The 17,089-nt window shown below is 63.0% G+C and carries 18 protein-coding genes; 7 read left to right on the top strand and 11 right to left on the bottom strand.

The annotated features are described in order from the left end of the window. Positions 1-26 precede the first annotated feature (26 nt). Entirely contained in the window at positions 27-2,294 is a 2,268-nt protein-coding gene (parC, locus tag HUN39_RS02645) for a DNA topoisomerase IV subunit A (protein ID WP_175092961.1), read from the bottom strand. Positions 2,295-2,484: 190 nt separating this feature from the next. On the opposite strand from parC, the gene HUN39_RS02640 reads away from it, so the two are divergent. Beyond that, positions 2,485-2,790 (top strand): hypothetical protein, encoded by a 306-nt coding sequence (locus tag HUN39_RS02640; RefSeq protein ID WP_175092960.1) that lies wholly within the window; start codon positions 2,485-2,487, stop codon positions 2,788-2,790. 144 nt (positions 2,791-2,934) lie between these two features. Here the strand turns inward: HUN39_RS02640 and recO are convergent, their stop codons facing one another. From recO to HUN39_RS02610, 6 genes are all read right to left on the bottom strand, one after another. Continuing rightward, positions 2,935-3,666, bottom strand: a complete 732-nt coding sequence (gene recO, locus HUN39_RS02635; RefSeq protein ID WP_175092959.1) for a DNA repair protein RecO — start codon at positions 3,664-3,666, stop codon at positions 2,935-2,937. 7 nt (positions 3,667-3,673) lie between these two features. Further along, entirely contained in the window at positions 3,674-3,880 is a 207-nt protein-coding gene (locus tag HUN39_RS02630) for a DUF1737 domain-containing protein (RefSeq protein ID WP_109026617.1), read from the bottom strand. A 64-nt stretch (positions 3,881-3,944) separates the two neighbouring features. After that, positions 3,945-4,871: a GTPase Era gene (gene era, locus HUN39_RS02625; protein ID WP_175092958.1), complete on the bottom strand. Its 927-nt coding sequence runs from the start codon at positions 4,869-4,871 to the stop codon at positions 3,945-3,947. Next, complete coding sequence (gene rnc, locus HUN39_RS02620) at positions 4,868-5,575, bottom strand: ribonuclease III (protein ID WP_175092957.1); 708 nt, start codon at positions 5,573-5,575, stop codon at positions 4,868-4,870. The genes era and rnc overlap by 4 nt, the downstream gene beginning before the upstream one ends. Positions 5,576-5,594: 19 nt before the next feature. Further along, positions 5,595-6,365, bottom strand: a complete 771-nt coding sequence (gene lepB, locus HUN39_RS02615; RefSeq protein WP_029652039.1) for a signal peptidase I — start codon at positions 6,363-6,365, stop codon at positions 5,595-5,597. Positions 6,366-6,606: 241 nt separating this feature from the next. After that, on the bottom strand, positions 6,607-7,362 hold the full coding sequence (locus HUN39_RS02610) for a pyridoxine 5'-phosphate synthase (protein WP_175092956.1): 756 nt from the start codon (positions 7,360-7,362) through the stop codon (positions 6,607-6,609). A gap of 20 nt (positions 7,363-7,382) precedes the next feature. Between HUN39_RS02610 and HUN39_RS02605 the strand changes: the two genes are divergently transcribed. From HUN39_RS02605 to HUN39_RS02590, 4 genes are all read left to right on the top strand, one after another. Beyond that, on the top strand, positions 7,383-7,766 hold the full coding sequence (locus HUN39_RS02605) for a type II toxin-antitoxin system TacA family antitoxin (RefSeq protein WP_232365864.1): 384 nt from the start codon (positions 7,383-7,385) through the stop codon (positions 7,764-7,766). After that, positions 7,759-8,277, top strand: coding sequence for a GNAT family N-acetyltransferase (locus HUN39_RS02600; RefSeq protein WP_175092955.1), 519 nt, complete (start codon positions 7,759-7,761; stop codon positions 8,275-8,277). The genes HUN39_RS02605 and HUN39_RS02600 overlap by 8 nt, the downstream gene beginning before the upstream one ends. 354 nt (positions 8,278-8,631) lie before the next feature. After that, a complete protein-coding gene (locus HUN39_RS02595) occupies positions 8,632-9,054 on the top strand; it encodes a hypothetical protein (protein WP_175092954.1) in 423 nt (140 codons plus the stop codon). A gap of 11 nt (positions 9,055-9,065) precedes the next feature. Beyond that, entirely contained in the window at positions 9,066-9,260 is a 195-nt protein-coding gene (locus HUN39_RS02590; RefSeq protein ID WP_175092953.1) for a hypothetical protein, read from the top strand. A gap of 43 nt (positions 9,261-9,303) precedes the next feature. Here the strand turns inward: HUN39_RS02590 and HUN39_RS02585 are convergent, their stop codons facing one another. Both HUN39_RS02585 and rpoZ read right to left on the bottom strand, forming a co-directional pair. Further along, positions 9,304-11,511 carry a RelA/SpoT family protein gene (locus HUN39_RS02585; protein ID WP_175092952.1) on the bottom strand — a complete coding sequence of 736 codons (2,208 nt, stop codon included), beginning with the start codon at positions 11,509-11,511 and terminating at the stop codon, positions 9,304-9,306. Between the two features lie 227 nt (positions 11,512-11,738). Further along, on the bottom strand, positions 11,739-12,125 hold the full coding sequence (rpoZ, locus tag HUN39_RS02580; protein ID WP_018409711.1) for a DNA-directed RNA polymerase subunit omega: 387 nt from the start codon (positions 12,123-12,125) through the stop codon (positions 11,739-11,741). Positions 12,126-12,513: 388 nt separating this feature from the next. On the opposite strand from rpoZ, the gene HUN39_RS02575 reads away from it, so the two are divergent. Beyond that, positions 12,514-13,125, top strand: a complete 612-nt coding sequence (locus HUN39_RS02575; protein WP_014890560.1) for a LabA-like NYN domain-containing protein — start codon at positions 12,514-12,516, stop codon at positions 13,123-13,125. A 72-nt stretch (positions 13,126-13,197) separates the two neighbouring features. Here HUN39_RS02575 and smpB read toward each other — a convergent pair whose 3' ends face one another. Continuing rightward, a complete protein-coding gene (smpB, locus tag HUN39_RS02570; protein ID WP_018409713.1) occupies positions 13,198-13,674 on the bottom strand; it encodes an SsrA-binding protein SmpB in 477 nt (158 codons plus the stop codon). Between the two features lie 49 nt (positions 13,675-13,723). Next, the gene (gene dapA, locus HUN39_RS02565; protein WP_175092951.1) at positions 13,724-14,617 is read right to left on the bottom strand and encodes a 4-hydroxy-tetrahydrodipicolinate synthase; all 894 of its coding nucleotides are present in this window, start codon (positions 14,615-14,617) and stop codon (positions 13,724-13,726) included. A 225-nt stretch (positions 14,618-14,842) separates the two neighbouring features. On the opposite strand from dapA, the gene HUN39_RS19400 reads away from it, so the two are divergent. Beyond that, positions 14,843-17,089, top strand: coding sequence for a lytic transglycosylase domain-containing protein (locus HUN39_RS19400; RefSeq protein WP_269750293.1), 2,247 nt, complete (start codon positions 14,843-14,845; stop codon positions 17,087-17,089).

Genomic DNA, 17,089 nt, shown 5'->3' with positions numbered 1-17,089 from the left:
GAGGAGTGGGCCAACACAAATTGCCCTCACCCAAACCGATTATTCCGCGGAAATCCTCTCGGCGGCAGTCGTCCCGCTTCGGCGCGGTGGCCGATCCAGTCCTTGAGTTCCGCCTTGTCGATCGTGAAGACGCGGTTCGAGGCGTCGGTCCATGTCAGGCCGTCCTTCAGCGCAAAGACCTTCGCGTCCGCGACGCCGCCGTCCTTGTAGCGCTGCATGCGCACGCCCTTGCCGCGCGCCATGCGCGGCGCTTCGCTCAAGGGAAACACCAGCAGCTTCCGGTTCTCGCCGATGATGGCGATATGATCGCCCTCCGCGTGCGTCACGATCTTCAATATAGAGGGCGGCTCGACATTGAGCGCCGCGCGCCCCTTGCGCGTCGACGATAAGAGATCGTCTTCGCTCACGACGAAGCCGCGCCCGTCATTCGTGACGAGCAGCAGCGCGGCGCCCGCGACATGCGGCAGAACGGCGACGACATCGGCGCCTTCCTCGATCTCGGCGAAGAGCCGGATCGGCTCGCCATGTCCGCGCCCGCCCGGAAGTTTTGAAGCATCGAGCGTATAGGCCTTGCCGTTCGACGCGAGCGCCAAGATTTTCGACGTCGTCTGCGCGAAGAAGGAGGCGCCGAGTTCATCGTCGCCCTTGAATTGCAGCGTCGAGAGATCCTGCACATGACCCTTGAGCGCGCGAATCCAGCCCTTCTTCGAGACGACGATGGTCACCGGCTCGCGTTCGATCATCGCTTCGGCGAGGTCGAGATCGATCGCCTCGGGCGCGTCCTCAAATGTCGTGCGCCGCTTGCCCTTCGGCGTCTGCGGACCATAGGTTTTTTTGAGTTCGCGCACCTGCCAGGCGATGGTCTTCCACTGCTTGTCCTCATCGGCGAGCAGCAACTCGATCTCCTTGCGCTCGGCCGAGAGCTCGCTGAGCTCCTTCTTCAGCTCCATTTCTTCGAGCCGGCGCAGAGCGCGCAGCCGCGTGTCGAGGATGTATTCGACCTGCAGGTCGGTCAGCTTGAACGCCTTTTTCAATTCCCCCTTGGCGTCGTCCTCTTCGCGGATGATGCGGATCACCTCATCGAGATTGAGGAAGACGATGACCATGCCTTCCAACTGCTCGATGCGCCGAACGATCGCGGCGAGGCGATGGCGCGAGCGGCGCTGCAGCACGGTCCGGCGATGGTCGAGCCATTGCCTCAAGGCCTCGTCGAGTGAAACGACGCGGGGCGTCACGCCGTCGACGAGCACATTCATGTTCATCGTGAAGCGCGTTTCGAGTTCGGAGAGCTTGAACAGCGTCTCCATCATCAGCGCCGGATCGACCGTGCGCGCGCGCGGCTCAAAAACGATGCGCACGTCTTCCGCCGATTCATCGCGCACATCGGCGACGAGCGGCAGTTTGCGCTCAGAGATGAGTTCGGCGAGCCGTTCGATGAGGCGCGACTTCTGTACGCCGTAGGGGATTTCCGTGACGACGACGACCCATCCGCCGCGCGGCAGCTCCTCTTTCATCCAGCGCGCGCGCACACGAAAGGAGCCGCGCCCGGTGCGATAGGTCTCGATGATCTCGTCGCGCTTATCGACGACGATTCCGCCGGTCGGAAAATCCGGCCCCTGCATAAAGGTCAGCAGCTGTTCGGCGGTCGCCTTGCGGTGAGAGATGAGATAGAGCGCCGCATCACACAGCTCGGCGAGATTATGCGGCGGGATCGACGTCGCCATGCCGACGGCGATCCCCTGCGCGCCATTGGCGAGCAGATTGGGCAGCGCCGACGGCAGCACCACCGGCTCCTTCTCCTCGCCGGAATAGTTGGGGATGAAGTCGATCGCGTCTTCGTCGATGCCTTCAAGAAGAGAGCGCGCGACCGCCGTCATGCGCGCCTCGGTGTAGCGATAGGCGGCCGCCGAATCGCCGTCGACATTGCCGAAATTGCCCTGCCCGTCGACGAGCGGATAGCGCGAGGAGAAATCCTGCGCCAGGCGCACCAGCGCATCATAGATCGCCTGATCGCCATGCGGGTGGAACGAGCCCATCACGTCGCCGACGATCTTTGCGCATTTCTTGAACGGCGCGCCGGGGTCGAGGCGAAGAATATGCATGCCGTAAAGTATGCGTCGATGCACGGGTTTAAGCCCGTCGCGGGCGTCGGGCAGCGCGCGGCCGGTGATCGTCGAAAGCGCGTAACGCAGATAGCGCTCTTCGAGCGCCTCACGCAGATCGACCGGCGCAATCACGCTAACGTCGCTTGCGCCCTTGGCTTTTCCGCTTCCCCCGCCGCCTTTTTGCGCCATTTCAAAAACCCGATTCTGCCTTTGTGATCGGTACTATGGCCGCGGGGGCGTCGGCGCAAGCGAAGGATTTCGAGGCGGCTCTTTAACTCTGAAAGGGCGTCGTCGACGCATCGGCTGCGTTTTGTGCGGAATCGTAGCAAATAAGGTATTGCAGACGCCGCGTTTCGTCCTTTAGAAGGCTTGCGAAGCGATGGCGCGGATCGGCGCGGTCGAATTTTCGCCGGTTTTCCGCGGCTTTCAAAACATGGCGTCCATGAAGAAACTGCTTTCGTCGCTCATCGCCGCGCTGCTCGTAACATCCGCCTCGTTCGCCTTGGATAGATCGCAAATGACGGTCGCCGGCTCGACGGTCGCCGCGCAGGACCGCGCGCCTCAGGCGCGCGACGCTGACGAAGAGATGCAGGCGCTCTGCCGCGAGGTGCTCGTCGACATCGATCAGGGCTACGGCGTCAGCAGCCATGAATCGCGCTATATTTGCGGCGACAAGGGCCGCTAGACCAGGTTCCAAAAAAGTTGACAGGCTTTTTCGATGAGAACCTGCTCCAACATTTTGATTTTGAGCGATTTCTTTCCGATCACATGATTCCATGTGCCCGGGAAGCGCTCTAAGCGATTCGCCGACGCGTCCCCTGTTTTTTCCTCACGCCACGCGCAAAAGAGCGCCGACGTAAAGTTCGCGCGCCGCCGGCAGCGCGACGCCGCGCGGCTTGAGCACGTCGCGCGTCAGGAAATATCCGGTCAAACGGAACGCGGCGATGAGATCGGCCTGTTCCGCCACAATGCTCTCATGCTGAAGAAAGTCGGGATAGGGCAGGAGTTTGTCGCGCCACGGCGCGCCGGCGGCGCGACTCACCGCGCGGCCGGATTTCGGCGACACATAGGCGAGATCGTCTCTCGCGCCGGTCAGCGCGCAGGCGTTGAGATCGAGGCCGAAGCCGAGCGCGCCGAGCAGCGCAAGCTCGAATCGCGCCAACATCGTCGCGGCGCCTTCGCCGGCGCGAATGTCGCCGAACAGCGCCGCAATGGCGTCGGCCATTTCAAACAATTCCTCATGGGGGTCGCGCTCCGGCAGCAGGCGCAGCAGCGCGCAGAGCGAGACGACGCCATGGAGCGCCGCGGCGCGGTCGAGGAAATAGGCGGCGCGGGCGGCGAGCGGCTCGACCGTCAAGGCGCCGAGATGGTCCTCAAGACGCGCGCGCCACTGCGCCGCGACGAGATTGCCGGGCTGCAGAATCGGACGGAGCCGGCGCGAGCGACCGCCGCGCACGAGACCAAGATGGCGGCCGTGTCCGCGCGTCATCACCTCGAGGATGACGGAAGTTTCGCCATGCCGACGCGCGCCGAGGATGAGAGCGTCGTCGCGCCATTCCATGTCAGGCTCACACTTCGGAAAGCTTCATATCCGGCCTGTACTCTAAGCCTTCGACATCCTTGATCAAAGCCTGGCCGCAAATCACCCGGTTTTGCGTCGGGTCGAAGGTGAGCGACGGCGATCCGTGGAGTCGCCAGCCGAGGCTCAACGCTTCTGTGACGCGATGGCAAAACGCCGCGTCGTCCGGCCCGGTGAGAAAACGATAGGCGGTCATCGCCTTGCGTACGTCCGACATTCGATTCTCCAGCGCCGCGCGAATCACCCGACCTTGGCCGATATTATTTGCCCTTGGGGAAATCCAGGCGCATCTCGCGATAGCGCTCTGGGTCATCGGCCCAATTTTCCCGGACCTTCACGAACAGGAAGAGATGCACCGGCTGTTCGGCGGCCTCGGCGATCTCGCGGCGCGCCGCCTGACCGATGGCCTTGATGGTGCGGCCGCCTTCGCCGATGACGATCTTCTTCTGGCTGTCGCGCGCGACAAAGATCGTCTGCTCGATGCGCGCCGAGCCGTCCTTCTGATTGGTCCAGGAGTCCGTCTCGACCGTCGACTGATAGGGCAATTCGTCGTGCAGCCGCTCGTAGATCTGCTCGCGGGTGATTTCCGCGGCGAGCAGCCGCAGCGGCGCGTCCGAGAGCTGATCCTCGGGATAGAGCCAGGGCGAGGGCCTCATGCGCTGCGCCAGCGCCTGGCGCAGATCGTCGACGCCGTCGCCTTTCAGCGCCGAGATCATGAACGTTTCGTCGAATTTCTCGCGCGCGTTCAGCGTTTGCGCCAGCGCCAGCAGCCTTTCGCGGGGAATGAGATCGATCTTGTTCAGGACAAGGAGCTTGGGCGCCTTGGCGTGCTGAAGCTGCCCCAGTATCGCGTCCACTTCTTCGTCGATCCCCTTGCGGGAGTCGATCAGCAGCGCGATCACGTCGGCGTCGGCGGCGCCCGAGAGCGCGCTCGCGACCATGGCGCGATCGAGCCGCCGCTTGGGCTTGAAGATGCCCGGCGTGTCGACAAGGATGATCTGCGCCGCGCCCTCGATGGCGATGCCGCGAACCAGCGCCCGCGTCGTCTGCGCCTTGCGCGACACGATCGAGACCTTGGCGCCGACGAGTTGATTCAGCAGCGTCGACTTGCCGGCGTTGGGCGCGCCGACCAGCGCCGCGAAGCCGCAGCGCGTGCCTTCCGGCGCCAATTCGTCGTCGCCGCTCATGTGTCGCCCTTTCCTTTGGCCGCGTCTTCGCGGGCCAGAAATGCCGCCGCAGCAGCCTGTTCCGCGACCCGTTTCGAGGCGCCCGATCCGGGCGCCGCCGCAAATCCTTGCACCTCCACGACGACCTCGAAGAAGGGCGCGTGATCCGGTCCGCTGCGGGCGACGAGCTGGTAGCGCGGCGTGGCGAGGCCGCGCGCCTGAGCCCATTCCTGCAAGGCGGTCTTCGCGTCGCGCAAATCCTGGCCGCTCGCCGCCATACGGTCGCTGAACGCCTTGCGAACGATATGTTCGGCCGCAGCGGCGCCCCCGTCGAGAAAGGCTGCGCCGATGATCGCTTCGCAAATGTCGCCGAGCAAGGCGCGTTTGCCGCGTCCGCCGGTCTGGGCCTCGCCCTCGCCGAGCCGCATCGCCGCGCCAACGCCCCAGACTTCGGCCACCTCGGCGCAGGTCTCCTTGCGCACCAGCGCCGCGAGGCGGCGCGACAGTTCGCCTTCGCTCTCGTTTGGAAAGGCGTCATAGAGCATGTGCGCCACGGCGAGGCCGAGCACGCGGTCGCCCAAAAACTCCAGCCGTTCGTATGAATCGCGCCGGGCTGGCGACGCGCTGACATGCGTCAGCGCCCGGCCGAGCAGCGCCGGATCGGCGAAGTCATGTCCGATACGCGCCTCGAGATCAGCGAGCCCCTTCTCGCGGCCGCGCGTCATGTCACGCCTGTGCGTCCGATCAATGAACGGGCCGGAACAGCCGGTCCCACCGCACGGACCACGGCCAGCGCCAGAAGGCGAGCGCCGATTCGTCCTTCCTGACCGAGAAGAAGATGATCTCGGCGCGGCCCACGAGATTGACGAAGGGCACGAAGCCGACGCCGCCAAGCTCTGGCGCGATGCGCGAATCGGTGGAGTTGTCGCGATTATCACCCATCATGAAATAGTGGTCGGGCGGCACCACGAACAGCTCGGTGTTGTCGTTGATGCCGTGATCGCCCTCGATTTCGATGATCGTATGTTCGACCGCGGGATGATCGCCGTTGCCGGGGAGGGTTTCCTCATAGGTCGTCACGGGGACTTCGCGGCCTTCGCGATTCTCCGTCACTTCCTTTTCGAGCGGGGTGCGGGGCACGATGACGCCATTGATATAGAGCCGGCCGTCGATGACCTGGATGCGGTCGCCGGGAAGGCCAATGACGCGCTTGATATAGTCGGTCTCATTGTCCCGCGGCAGTTTGAAGACGATGACGTCGCCGCGGTTGGGGGGCGAAGCCAGAATGCGGCCGGAGAAAATGTCGGGGCCGAACGGCATCGAGTAATTCGAATAGCCGTAGGCGTATTTCGACACGAAAACATAATCTCCGATCAGCAGCGTCGGGATCATCGAGCCCGAAGGAATATTGAACGGCTGAAAGAGCAGCGTGCGGATGACAAGCGCGATCGCCAGCGCCTGAAGGATGACCTTGATGGTTTCGAGAACCCCGCCCTCTTCGCGTTTTTCAGCCACCGGAACGTTCCTGCTCAAGCCGACTCACTCCTCATGCATTGGGGCGGCGTCGGCCCGCCCGGCCGCCCGGCTTAACACGCTACAGCTTCCATGAGAACCTTCGCCCGAGCCAAAGATAGTCCCGGGCCGGCTTCAAATGGATGACCGCCCGCCACCTTAGCGCGCTCGGCGAGCGCGTCTCCGTCCGATCGGGATTAACGCTAACGCCCGCGCTTGCGATCCGCCGCGCCGCGCCCTGGCCCTAGAAGGCTAGCGCCCGGCCCTGCTCCATCGCCTCACGCATCCGCCGGATCGCCTCCGGGAGCCCGACGAATATCGCCTCGCCGATGAGAAAATGGCCGATGTTGAGTTCGACGATCTGCGGCAAGGCGCTGACGCGGCGCGCCGTCTCATAATCGAGGCCGTGCCCGGCGTGAATTTCGAGGCCGAGGGCGGCGCCATAGGCGGCGGCTTCGGCGACCCGCGTGAATTCCGCCTCGGCTCGGCCCATATCGCCAACCTCGACGGCGTGGCACCAGGCGCCCGTATGGAGCTCCACGACCGGCGCCTTGATGGAGACGGCCGCGTCAATCGCCTCTGCCGACGGCTCGATGAACAGCGAGACGCGCACGCCTTCCCGCGTCAACTGATCGACGTAAGGCAGCAGGTAGTCGTGCTGGCCGACGACGTCGAGGCCGCCCTCAGTCGTGCGCTCGGTGCGCTTTTCCGGCACGAGACAGACGGCGTGCGGCGCTGTCGCGACGGCGATGTCGAGCATCTGCTCGGTCGCCGCCATTTCGAAATTGAGCGGCTTCGAAATCGCCGCCTTCAGCCGCGCCATGTCGTCGTCGTGGATGTGGCGGCGATCCTCACGCAAATGCGCGGTGACGCCGTCGGCGCCGGCCTCGATGGCGAGCAGCGCGGCGCGAACGGGGTCGGGCCGCGGACCGCCGCGCGCGTTGCGGACGGTGGCGACATGATCGACGTTGACGCCGAGGCGGAGGGGTTTCGTGGTCATACCGCTCTCATAGCGCGCGGATGGCGCGCTCGCCAACGCCGCAGGCCGGCTGCAAAAATCCACAACGACACTGTGTTGTAGTTGTCAACACATCTCGATATGTTGTGACAATGAGCAGTCGCCCCCGCCCATCCGCCGAAGTCAACATTCACCTGCGCGCCCGCGCTCGGGACAAGAAGCTGATCGACCAGGCTGCGGAACTGGTGGGGTCGAACCGTTCGCAATTCATGATGGCCTCGGCGCTCAAAGAGGCCAAAAACATTCTGCTCGACCAGTCGACCATCTACGCAGATGCGAAAACTTTCCAAAAAATCATGGACTGGATGGATGCCGAAGCGACGCAAGACGAGGCGGCAGGTATGAAGCGCATCCTTCAATCCAAAGCCCCGTGGCAGAGTGACTGACGCAGCGCCTTTATTCGGTCCGCCCGTTTTATTGACGCAAGCGCATGATGCGGCATCGTTCGACTGTGGCGAACCCGTGCTCGATGACTGGCTCCGCAATCGCGCATGGGACAATATGCAATTCGCGGCCAGCCGCACCTATGTGATTTGCCCCGCCGGGTCGGGCCGGATTGTCGGCTATTTCGCCTTGAGCATGGGGCAAATCCTCTCGCAGGACGTCAAAGGCTCCATGCGCCGGAACATGCCGAGACAGATTCCCGCGGTGACGCTCGGGCGTCTGGCGATCGATCGCGCATGGCAGGGGAAGGGATTGGGACGCGCGCTGCTTGCCGATGCGGTGCGGCGCTCGCTGCGGGCGGGGGCGGAGGTCTCGGCGCGGCTGGTGATCGTCCATGCGATCTCGCCCGCCGCCGAAGCCTTTTACCTGCATCACGGATTCACCCGCCTGCCAGGGGAGGCCCCGACTCTCGCCCTCGACCTGCTCAAGCTGCAAAAGCTGTCAAAGATGTAAGGCTGCCGGCCACCCAAGAAAACGCGCTCCGCCTGACCCGCGTATTGTGGACAGTCGCGAGGTTCGACGTTGACGCCAACACTCAGGGGATTGGTGGTCATGCGTTTCAATTAGCGCACAGGCAGAGACGAGACGTTTGTCAATGAGGCAGGGACCGGCCGGCGACCACTTTTCGCACGTATCTTCTGCATAAGAAAAACCGTTAAAAATCAAGCATCAGTCGTTTGCGCAAGGTCTTGATTTTTTTGCACAGTCCTCCTTTCTGTGCGGCGATTGGCCGCCGCCATATAAAGCCTTGTAAAACTGGCATTAATATTTTAAATATGGAAAATATGGTTTTTAAGGGAGTGTCTCATGCAGCTGCGGCCTATTGAAATTGACGTGGACGTGTATCGGTTTCTTGAGAGCCGCCGCACATCCTTCACCCAGAGCCACAACGATATTCTCCGTGCGGTCGCGGGTCTCAAATCTACGGCGTCAGCGCCGCAGAACAGCACCGGCAATGGCAGCGATCATGGCGGCTGGTCATGGAAGGGTGTCACGCTGCCGAACGGAACAAAACTGCGGATGAGTTACAACGGCCAAACCCATAGCGGCGAAATTGTGCAAGGCGCGTGGCATGTCGGCGGCGCAATCTATCGTACGCCCTCAGCGGCTGCTGGCGGCGTCGCCCGATCAAAAAAGGGGACTCCCGTATCTTTGGACGGTTGGGGTTATTGGGAAATCAAGAAACCGGATAGTGACCGCTGGATTCCAATTGAAAAACTGCGGAAGTGACTGAGGCCAAAATGAAAAAAATCATAGTTTACAATGTGAAACTCTATGGTGTGACGAATGATGAGAGCCGAATCTCACGTCGGATGGTAACTGAAAAAGGAGCCGCCATCATGCGTGGCGCTATTCTCCACGAGACGGGGATTGAGATAGACGCGGATCGCCTGGAGCGGGATGAGGAATGGACTGAGCGCGATTTCATCGCATAACCTCCCATCGTGGAACCTGTTTCCATGCACGTTCGCTGGCCCCCTACCCAATCATCCGCTCGACCTTGCTCACCAAAGCGCTCGCGCGCAGCCGTGTAACGACGCCGTTCAAATGTTTCAGATCGGCGACTTCGAGATCGAAGGTCATTTCGCGGAAATCCGGCGAATGCGCCTTGAAGCTGATGTTGTCGATATTGGCGCCGGTCTCGCCGATCAGCGTCGCCAACGCGCCGAGCGTGCCCGGCTCGTTGATCGCCGTCACGACGATGCGGACGGGAAACAGCGCCGAAGAGCCGGCTTCGATATCCCAGCGCACGTCGAGCCAGCGTTCGGGCTGGTCGTCGAAGGCGGTGAGCGACGGCGACTGGATCGGATAGATGGTGATGCCTTCGCCCGGCGTGAAAATGCCGACGATGCGGTCGCCCGGCACGGCGCCGCCGTCGGGCGCGAATCGCACCGGCGCGTCGCCGCGCAGCCCACGAATCGGAATGGCGCCGCTGCCCTCTTTCGCGCCGGGCGCTTTGAAGACCACATTGGCGTTCGCCTTGACGCCGAACCAGCCCGGCTCCCCAGGACCGATGGCGGTGGGCGCGGCTTTGCGCTCTTCGCTGAAATCCGGATAGACCGCTTTGACGACGTCGCCCGAATAGATTTCGCCGCGGCCGACGGCGGCGAGCGCGTCCTCGACCGATGGCCGCGCGAGCCTGGTCAGCGCCGCCTTCAGTTTCTCTTCGCTCCAGACGCGGCCGGCGCGCTCGAAGGCGCGTTCGACGATCTGGCGGCCGAGCCCGGCATATTGCTGGCGCACCGCGTCGCGCGTCGCGCGTCGGATCGCGGCGCGCGCCTTGCCGGTCGCGACCGCGCCCTCCCAGGCGGCCGGGGGCACATGCCCTTCGGCGCGGATGATCTCGACCTCGTCGCCGTTTTTCAGCTGCGACAACACCGGGCCGACGCGCCCGTTGATCTTCGCGCCAACGGCTGAATCGCCGAGCTTCGTGTGCACCGCGTAGGCGAAATCGATCGGCGTCGCGCCGCGCGGCAGCGCGATCAATCCGCCTTTCGGCGTGAAGCAGAACACCTGATCTTGAAAGAGTTCGAGGCGCGTATGCTCGAGAAACTCCTCGGGATTGTCGCCATGCGCGAGGAGATCGAGCGTTTCCTGCAGCCAGCGGAAGGCGCGGCTTTCCTTGGCGAGCTGCTCGCGGCCATGCGCGCCGACCGCATCCTTGTAGAGCGCGTGCGCGGCGATGCCGAAGCGCGCGATCTCGTGCATTTCGGCGGTGCGAATCTGAAGTTCGACGCGCTGGTGGCCGGGACCGATCACCGTCGTGTGGATCGAGCGATAGTCGTTCTGTTTCGGCGTCGAGATGTAATCCTTGAAGCGGCCGGGAACGTTGGGCCACTTGGTATGCACGACGCCGAGCGCGCGATAGCAATCCTCCACCGCCCCGACGATGATCCGAAAGCCGAAGATGTCGGACAGCTGCTCGAAGGAGATCGACTTGCGCTCCATCTTGCGCCACACCGAAAAGGTCGTCTTCTGGCGTCCGGTGACCGCCGCGGTGATGCCGCGCGCCTCAAACTCCTTGGTGAGTTCGTCCTCGATGCGCTTGATGATGCGTCCGTTCTTCGCGCGCAGATCGTGCAGTCGCTGCTCGATGGTCTGATGCGCTTCCGGCATTAAATGCCGAAAGGCGAGGCCCTCCAGCTCCTCGCGCAGACGCTGCATGCCCATGCGGCCGGCGAGCGGCGCATAGATGTCGAGCGTCTCCTGAGCGATGCGCGCGCGCTTTTCCTGTGGGACGAAATGCAGCGTGCGCATATTGTGCAGGCGGTCGGCGAGCTTGACGAGCAGCACGCGCACGTCTTCGGCGACAGCGAGCAGCAATTTGCGGAAATTCTCGCCCTGCCGCGCCTGTTTGGTGACCAGATCGAGCTTCTCGATCTTGGTCAGACCCTCGACGAGTTTGCCGATCTGTTCGCCAAACAGCCGATCGATCTCTTCGCGCGTGGCGTCGGTGTCTTCGAGCGTATCGTGCAGAACGGCCGCCACGATCGTCGCGTCGTCGAGCTTCAGATCGGTGAGGATCGCCGCGACTTCGAGCGGGTGGGAAAAATAAGGGTCGCCGGAGGCGCGGGTTTGCGCCCCATGCGCCTTCATCGCGTACACATAAGCCCGGTTTAACAAATCCTCGTCGACGCGCGGGTTATACTTCCGCACGCGTTCGACAAGCTCGTACTGACGCATCATGCGCGTGGCGCCAAGGACCGGTTATGCGCCGACCCGGCCGCCGCCCATGCGTAAGTTCCACGCAACGGGCAAGCGAGCGGCACCGGAGCAGCGAGTGTGTCGAGCGAGAATAGCGCAGGCCGGCCGCCATGACCAACGGCGGCGATGACCAACGGCGGCGATGCAAAGGCGCGGCTCTGGCGGAGGCGTATCGCGGACGCCCCGCCAGCGCGGGGATCGGGTCGAACCTACTCCGCTTCGTCCTCGACCTCGGCGGGCGGAACCAGCCCTTCGAGACCGCGCAGCAGGTCTTCTTCCGTCATCCGGTCGAATGGGCCTTCGACTTCGAGTTCGCCGGCGACCGCAGGGGTCAGGGCAGGCGCCGCTTCGGCCTCCGGCTCGTCGACCTCGACGTGATGCTGCAACGAGTGGATGAAATCCTCGGAAAGGTCTTCCGGGGCGAGCGCCGATTCAGCGATCTCGCGCAGGGCGACCACCGGATTTTTGTCGCGGTCGCGATCCACAAGGATCGGCTGACCCGACGAGATGTTCCGCGCCCGATGCGCCGCGAGAAGGACGAGGTCGAAGCGATTTTCGATCTTGTCGACGCAATCTTCGACAGTAACGCGCGCCATCTGCTGTCAAGCTCCATTCGGTTCGGGAGTAGCGCTGATACGCCAATTAGAAAAATTAGGCAATAATCTCTTGGTTCTAGACGCGCGGGCGATTTTTTTTGACGCTGCCTTGGGGATTTTTTCTAGAAAATGCCCAATCATCGCCCCGTAAAAAAACGCAGTTCCTCTTGACGCTGTGACATGGAGAGGCGATGTATTTGCTTGAGATGTGTGCGGCGCTTTTTAGAGATGGCGTGAATAGCCGGCGAATGCAGCGAGAACGGCGCAATCGCTATTTGTTAATTTGGGCGCCGGACATTGGACGATTGAGCGAAACGCCGAACTGCGGGTTGACGGCGTTAGCCGGCGACGCCCGCGTTTAACACCTTAACCCGACCGTGAGACTAAGATGGCAGATATCGAACGAACTGCGTTGTTTATTGACGGCGCGAACTTATACGCGACCGCGAAATCACTTGGATTCGATATTGATTATAAGCGCTTGCTCCGCGAATTTCAGGGCAAAGGCCGTCTGATCCGCGCGTTCTATTACACTGCGTTGATCGAGGATCAAGAGTATTCGTCAATCCGTCCTCTGATCGATTGGCTGGACTACAACGGCTATGCGGTCGTGACCAAGCCGACGAAGGAGTTCGTCGATTCGCTCGGCCGTCGCAAAGTTAAAGGCAATATGGACATCGAGCTGGCGGTCGACGCCATGGAAATGGCCGGGCATATCGACCACATGGTCCTGTTCTCGGGCGACGGCGACTTCCGGTCGCTGGTCGAGTCCGTGCAGCGGCGCGGCGTTCGGGTTTCGGTCATTTCGACGATCACCACCCAGCCGCCGATGATCGCTGACGAATTGCGTCGCCAGGCCGACGAATTCATCGACCTTATTCATCTTGTGGGTAAGATCGGCCGTGATCCGGGCGAACGCGCAGAGCGCATGCAGCGGTATCAGGAGCGTCCTCGTCCCACGCCACAAGCGGCTCACGCCGAAGAAGAAGACGGCGAGTAACGGCGCGGCCCTGACGGAAAGCAGATGGTCGGCGCCTCGACTTCAGGGCGCCGAACCTTAGGGAGGTCGGGGTCAGCCGCGCGCGCGCAACAGGCGGCCTTTTTCGCGGCTCCAGTCGCGCTTCTTTTCGACTTCACGTTTGTCGTGCAGCTTCTTGCCCTTTCCTAGGGCGATTTGCAGCTTGGCCCTGCCCTTGGCGTTGAAATAGAGCTTCAGCGGCACGATCGTCATACCCTCGCGCTCAATAGCCTGCGACAGCTTGGCGATCTCCCGCGACTTGAGCAGCAGTTTGCGCGGCCGCTTCGGCGGATGGTTGAAGCGGTTGCCGGCGAGATATTCGGGAATGTTGGCGTTGACGAGCCATGCCTCGCCTTGCCGATCGACATGGGCGTAGCTTTCGGCGATCGTCGCCTTGCCCGTGCGCAGCGACTTCACCTCCGTGCCCGTCAGCGCCAGCCCTGCTTCGAAAATTTCGCCGATTTCGTAATTGTAGCGCGCCTTGCGATTATCGGCGACGACCTTGAAATTCGGATCCGGCTTTGCGGCCACTGATTTTCCTCAAAGCGTCTCGACAAAGGAGAGACGCGAAACTGGCGCCTTAGGCGGGGAGCACGCCGGCGTGGATCATCGCCGCGCGTATGCGATCCTTAGTCGGTTGCGTGCACGGCACCAGAGGAAGACGCACCTCTTCCTCAGCCTTGCCGAGAAGCGACAACCCGTATTTCGCGCCCGTGACGCCGGCCTCAAGAAAAGTCGCGACATGCAGCGGCGTCAGCCTGTCCTGGATCTCCAGCGCTTTGGCGTAGTCGCCAGCGAGACAGGCGTTCTGCAAATCGGCGCAAAGCCGCGGCGCGATGTTGGCGACGACCGAGATGCATCCATGCGCGCCCGCCGCCATGCAAGCGAGCGCCGTGAGATCGTCGCCCGAAAGCTGGATGAACTCCGGCCCCATCGCCTCACGTTGGAGCGAAATGCGCCCGATGTTGCCGGTCGCGTCTTTCACGCCGACGACATTCCTCAACTCGGCGCAGCGCTTCATGGTCTCGACGCTCATGTCGATGACCGAGCGCGGCGGGATATTGTAGATGATGATGGGAATAGAGACGGCGTCGTTGATCGCCTTGAAGTGCAGATAAAGCCCTTCCTGGTTAGGCTTATTGTAGTAGGGCGTGACGATGAGGAGCCCGTCGGCGCCGGCGCGTTCCGCGTGGCCGGCGATGGCGATCGCCTCGCGGGTATTGTTCGAGCCTGCGCCCGCGACGACCGGCGCCCGCCCCCGCGCGGCGCGGATCGTCTCGGTGATGACCCGCCCATGCTCCTCGTGGGTCAGCGTCGGGCTCTCGCCCGTCGTGCCAACAGGAACGAGGCCGTGCGTTCCATTTTCAATCTGCCAATCAATCAGCGCGCGTAGTGCGTCATAATCGACCTCTCCATGGGAAAACGGCGTGACCAGGGCCGTCATCGACCCATGAAAAATCGGCTTTACGCTCATAGAATCAATGCTTTCCCTACGCCTCAGAGCCGCCGTAATCGCGTCGCTAAGATTGATCGCCCTTCATAGCCTTTGGGCTGCGTCGAGGAAAGCCCCACGCTGTGCTATAAAGCCCCACGCTATAATGGGAGACGCCAGAGCTCGAAGACAGCCGGCGCGCGAAGTTGATCCTTCGTAAACCAAATGAGCGCAGCTTTCTCACACCAGTAGGGGAACGCGGTGATGATGTTGCCTCGACGTGTCGCGACGCGGTTCAAACTGACGGTCGGCATCGCCGCCCTCGTGATCGCCGCGCCAGCTTTCACCGGCCTTGACCGTCTTGGCGACGGAGAGGCGAAGCGCAAGGCCTCCTGGCGCTGGACGCCTTCTATTCCTTTCAGTCTCGGCGCTTGGCGCTCGCGGGTCGGCACGTTGCAGGAGACTGTGCACGAGTTCGTCGACCGCAAACACGCTGACGACGAGGCGGCGCATCCTCTCGAAAATTCGCTCTTTGCCGCCGATGAAGGCGTGCTCTCGCCGATCGTCGCCTATGCCCCTGCGCAGGACTGGCTCAACGGCGAGGTGGCCGCTGATCCCGCCGCCGCCCTGCTAGGAGACGACGCGGAGGTTTTCACTCAGGCGATCGCTGCATACAGGTCCGGAGATTTCGCTCAAGGCGACGAGGCCGCGTCGCGGCTCCGTACGCCGCTTGCCGACGCCGCGCGATGGACTGGCCTTCGGCTGCATCCCCGCGAAGCCGGGTTCAGGCGGATCGCCGAATTCCTTGCGGATCACCCGGACTGGCCCGCCGGCGACTGGTTGCGCCGTCGCGCCGAGCAGGCGCTCGTCGCCGAGCGCCACGCCGACAAGAGCGTGCTGGCCTGGTTCGCGGACAACAAGCCGCTCACCGGCTTTGGCAAATATGCCCTGGCGCGGGCGATCGCACGCGAAGGCGATTTCGAATCGGCGGCGGCGCTGGCGCGCGACGCTTGGCGCAGCGACGATATCGGACAGGGGTTCGATACGATCTTCAACAAGGAGCTCGGCGAGTTTCTGACGCCGGCCGATCACAAGTTCCGCGCCGCTCGTCTGCTCTATGCCGGAAAGAATACGCTCGCTTTGCGCAGCGCCGAGCTCGCCGGCAAGGACGTCGCGCTGCTCGCCCGCGCGCGCATTTCCGGCGTCGAAAAGCTGGCGGCCGCTTTGCCGGCGTCTGTGCAGAACGATCCCGGACTGCTTTACGGACGCGTGCACAAGCTGCGCAACGACAAGAAATTCGCTGAAGCGGGCGCGCTGCTGCGCAATGCGCCGCGCGACATCGAGCAGGTCGTTGACGGCGACGCCTGGTGGGAGGAGCGGCGCATCGTCGCCCGCAAGCTTCTCGACCAGGGAGATCCGCAGACCGCATACAAGCTTTGCGCGGATCATGCCGCCGCCAAGACCAGCAACAAGGTCGACGCCGAATTCAACGCCGGCTGGATTGCTCTGCGGTTCTTGAACGACCCGATCAAGGCCGAGCGCCATTTCACGCGGCTCGCACAGGTCGCCGAGACTCCGCTGCAAAAGTCTCGCGCGTATTATTGGCTGGGACGCGCGGCGGAATCCGCGCACGCCGAGGATGACTCCAAAGCGCGCAATTTCTATCTCCAGGCGGCCACGCATTCGACGACGTTCTACGGGCAGCTCGCCAATTCCCGCCTCGGCGCCGACGAGCGCCCGCTTCGCCGGCCACCGACAGCCGCCTCCGACGACAGCCGAGCCGAAGCGGTTCGCGTTGCGGAGCTTCTGTTCGCCGTGGGCGAGAAGCAGGTCGCGGCGCCGCTTGCGCTCGACAGCGCAAAATACTTGCAGGACGAGGCGCAGGTCGCAGCGCTCGGAGAAGTCATTGCGCGCCAGGGCGACGCGAAACTCTCGCTCATTTACGGCAAGGCCGCCTCCTATAGGGGAATCGCGCTCGATGACGTCGCCTTCCCCGCCTATGGCGTTCCGGATTTCAACGCGCTTCCAGGCTCCGCGTCCCGTTCGATGGTCTTCGCCGTCGCACGCCAGGAAAGCGCCTTCGATCCCAAGGCCGTCTCCTCCGCCGGCGCCATGGGCCTGATGCAGATGATCGCCTCGACGGCGCGGCACACCGCCTATATGCGCGGCATCAGCTTCGACATGTCGCGGATGCTGAGCGACCCGCCCTTCAACGCCCAGCTCGGCGCGGCGCACCTCGGCATTCTGCTGGGCGAATATCGGGGCGCCTATCTCCTCACCTTCGCCGCCTACAACGCTGGCGGCGGTCGGGTGAAGCAATGGATCGACGCCTATGGCGATCCACGCAAGCCCAATGTCGATCCGATCGACTGGGTCGAGCGGATTCCGATCACCGAAACGCGCAATTACGTGCAGCGGGTGATGGAGAATTTCGTCGTCTATCGGGCGAAGTTCGAGGATACGGGAACGCGGTCGCCACAAGTCGAACTGGCCCGCGCCGGCGATAGCCTGTGA

The organism is Methylocystis silviterrae, assembly GCF_013350005.1.
Taxonomy (GTDB): domain Bacteria; phylum Pseudomonadota; class Alphaproteobacteria; order Rhizobiales; family Beijerinckiaceae; genus Methylocystis; species Methylocystis silviterrae.
This window is presented reverse-complemented; position numbering and strand designations above follow the sequence as displayed.

Bases quoted from the DNA above. Each gene is read 5' to 3' on its own strand.
- parC (WP_175092961.1), bottom strand. From the start codon at position 2,294: ATGGCGCAAAAAGGCGGCGGGGGAAGCGGAAAAGCCAAGGGCGCAAGC.
- HUN39_RS02640 (WP_175092960.1), top strand. From the start codon at position 2,485: ATGGCGCGGATCGGCGCGGTCGAATTTTCGCCGGTTTTCCGCGGCTTT.
- recO (WP_175092959.1), bottom strand. From the start codon at position 3,666: ATGGAATGGCGCGACGACGCTCTCATCCTCGGCGCGCGTCGGCATGGC.
- HUN39_RS02630 (WP_109026617.1), bottom strand. From the start codon at position 3,880: ATGACCGCCTATCGTTTTCTCACCGGGCCGGACGACGCGGCGTTTTGC.
- era (WP_175092958.1), bottom strand. From the start codon at position 4,871: ATGAGCGGCGACGACGAATTGGCGCCGGAAGGCACGCGCTGCGGCTTC.
- rnc (WP_175092957.1), bottom strand. From the start codon at position 5,575: ATGACGCGCGGCCGCGAGAAGGGGCTCGCTGATCTCGAGGCGCGTATC.
- HUN39_RS02610 (WP_175092956.1), bottom strand. From the start codon at position 7,362: ATGACCACGAAACCCCTCCGCCTCGGCGTCAACGTCGATCATGTCGCC.
- HUN39_RS02605 (WP_232365864.1), top strand. From the start codon at position 7,383: ATGGCGCGCTCGCCAACGCCGCAGGCCGGCTGCAAAAATCCACAACGA.
- HUN39_RS02595 (WP_175092954.1), top strand. From the start codon at position 8,632: ATGCAGCTGCGGCCTATTGAAATTGACGTGGACGTGTATCGGTTTCTT.
- HUN39_RS02590 (WP_175092953.1), top strand. From the start codon at position 9,066: ATGAAAAAAATCATAGTTTACAATGTGAAACTCTATGGTGTGACGAAT.
- HUN39_RS02585 (WP_175092952.1), bottom strand. From the start codon at position 11,511: ATGATGCGTCAGTACGAGCTTGTCGAACGCGTGCGGAAGTATAACCCG.
- rpoZ (WP_018409711.1), bottom strand. From the start codon at position 12,125: ATGGCGCGCGTTACTGTCGAAGATTGCGTCGACAAGATCGAAAATCGC.
- HUN39_RS02575 (WP_014890560.1), top strand. From the start codon at position 12,514: ATGGCAGATATCGAACGAACTGCGTTGTTTATTGACGGCGCGAACTTA.
- dapA (WP_175092951.1), bottom strand. From the start codon at position 14,617: ATGAGCGTAAAGCCGATTTTTCATGGGTCGATGACGGCCCTGGTCACG.
- HUN39_RS19400 (WP_269750293.1), top strand. From the start codon at position 14,843: ATGTTGCCTCGACGTGTCGCGACGCGGTTCAAACTGACGGTCGGCATC.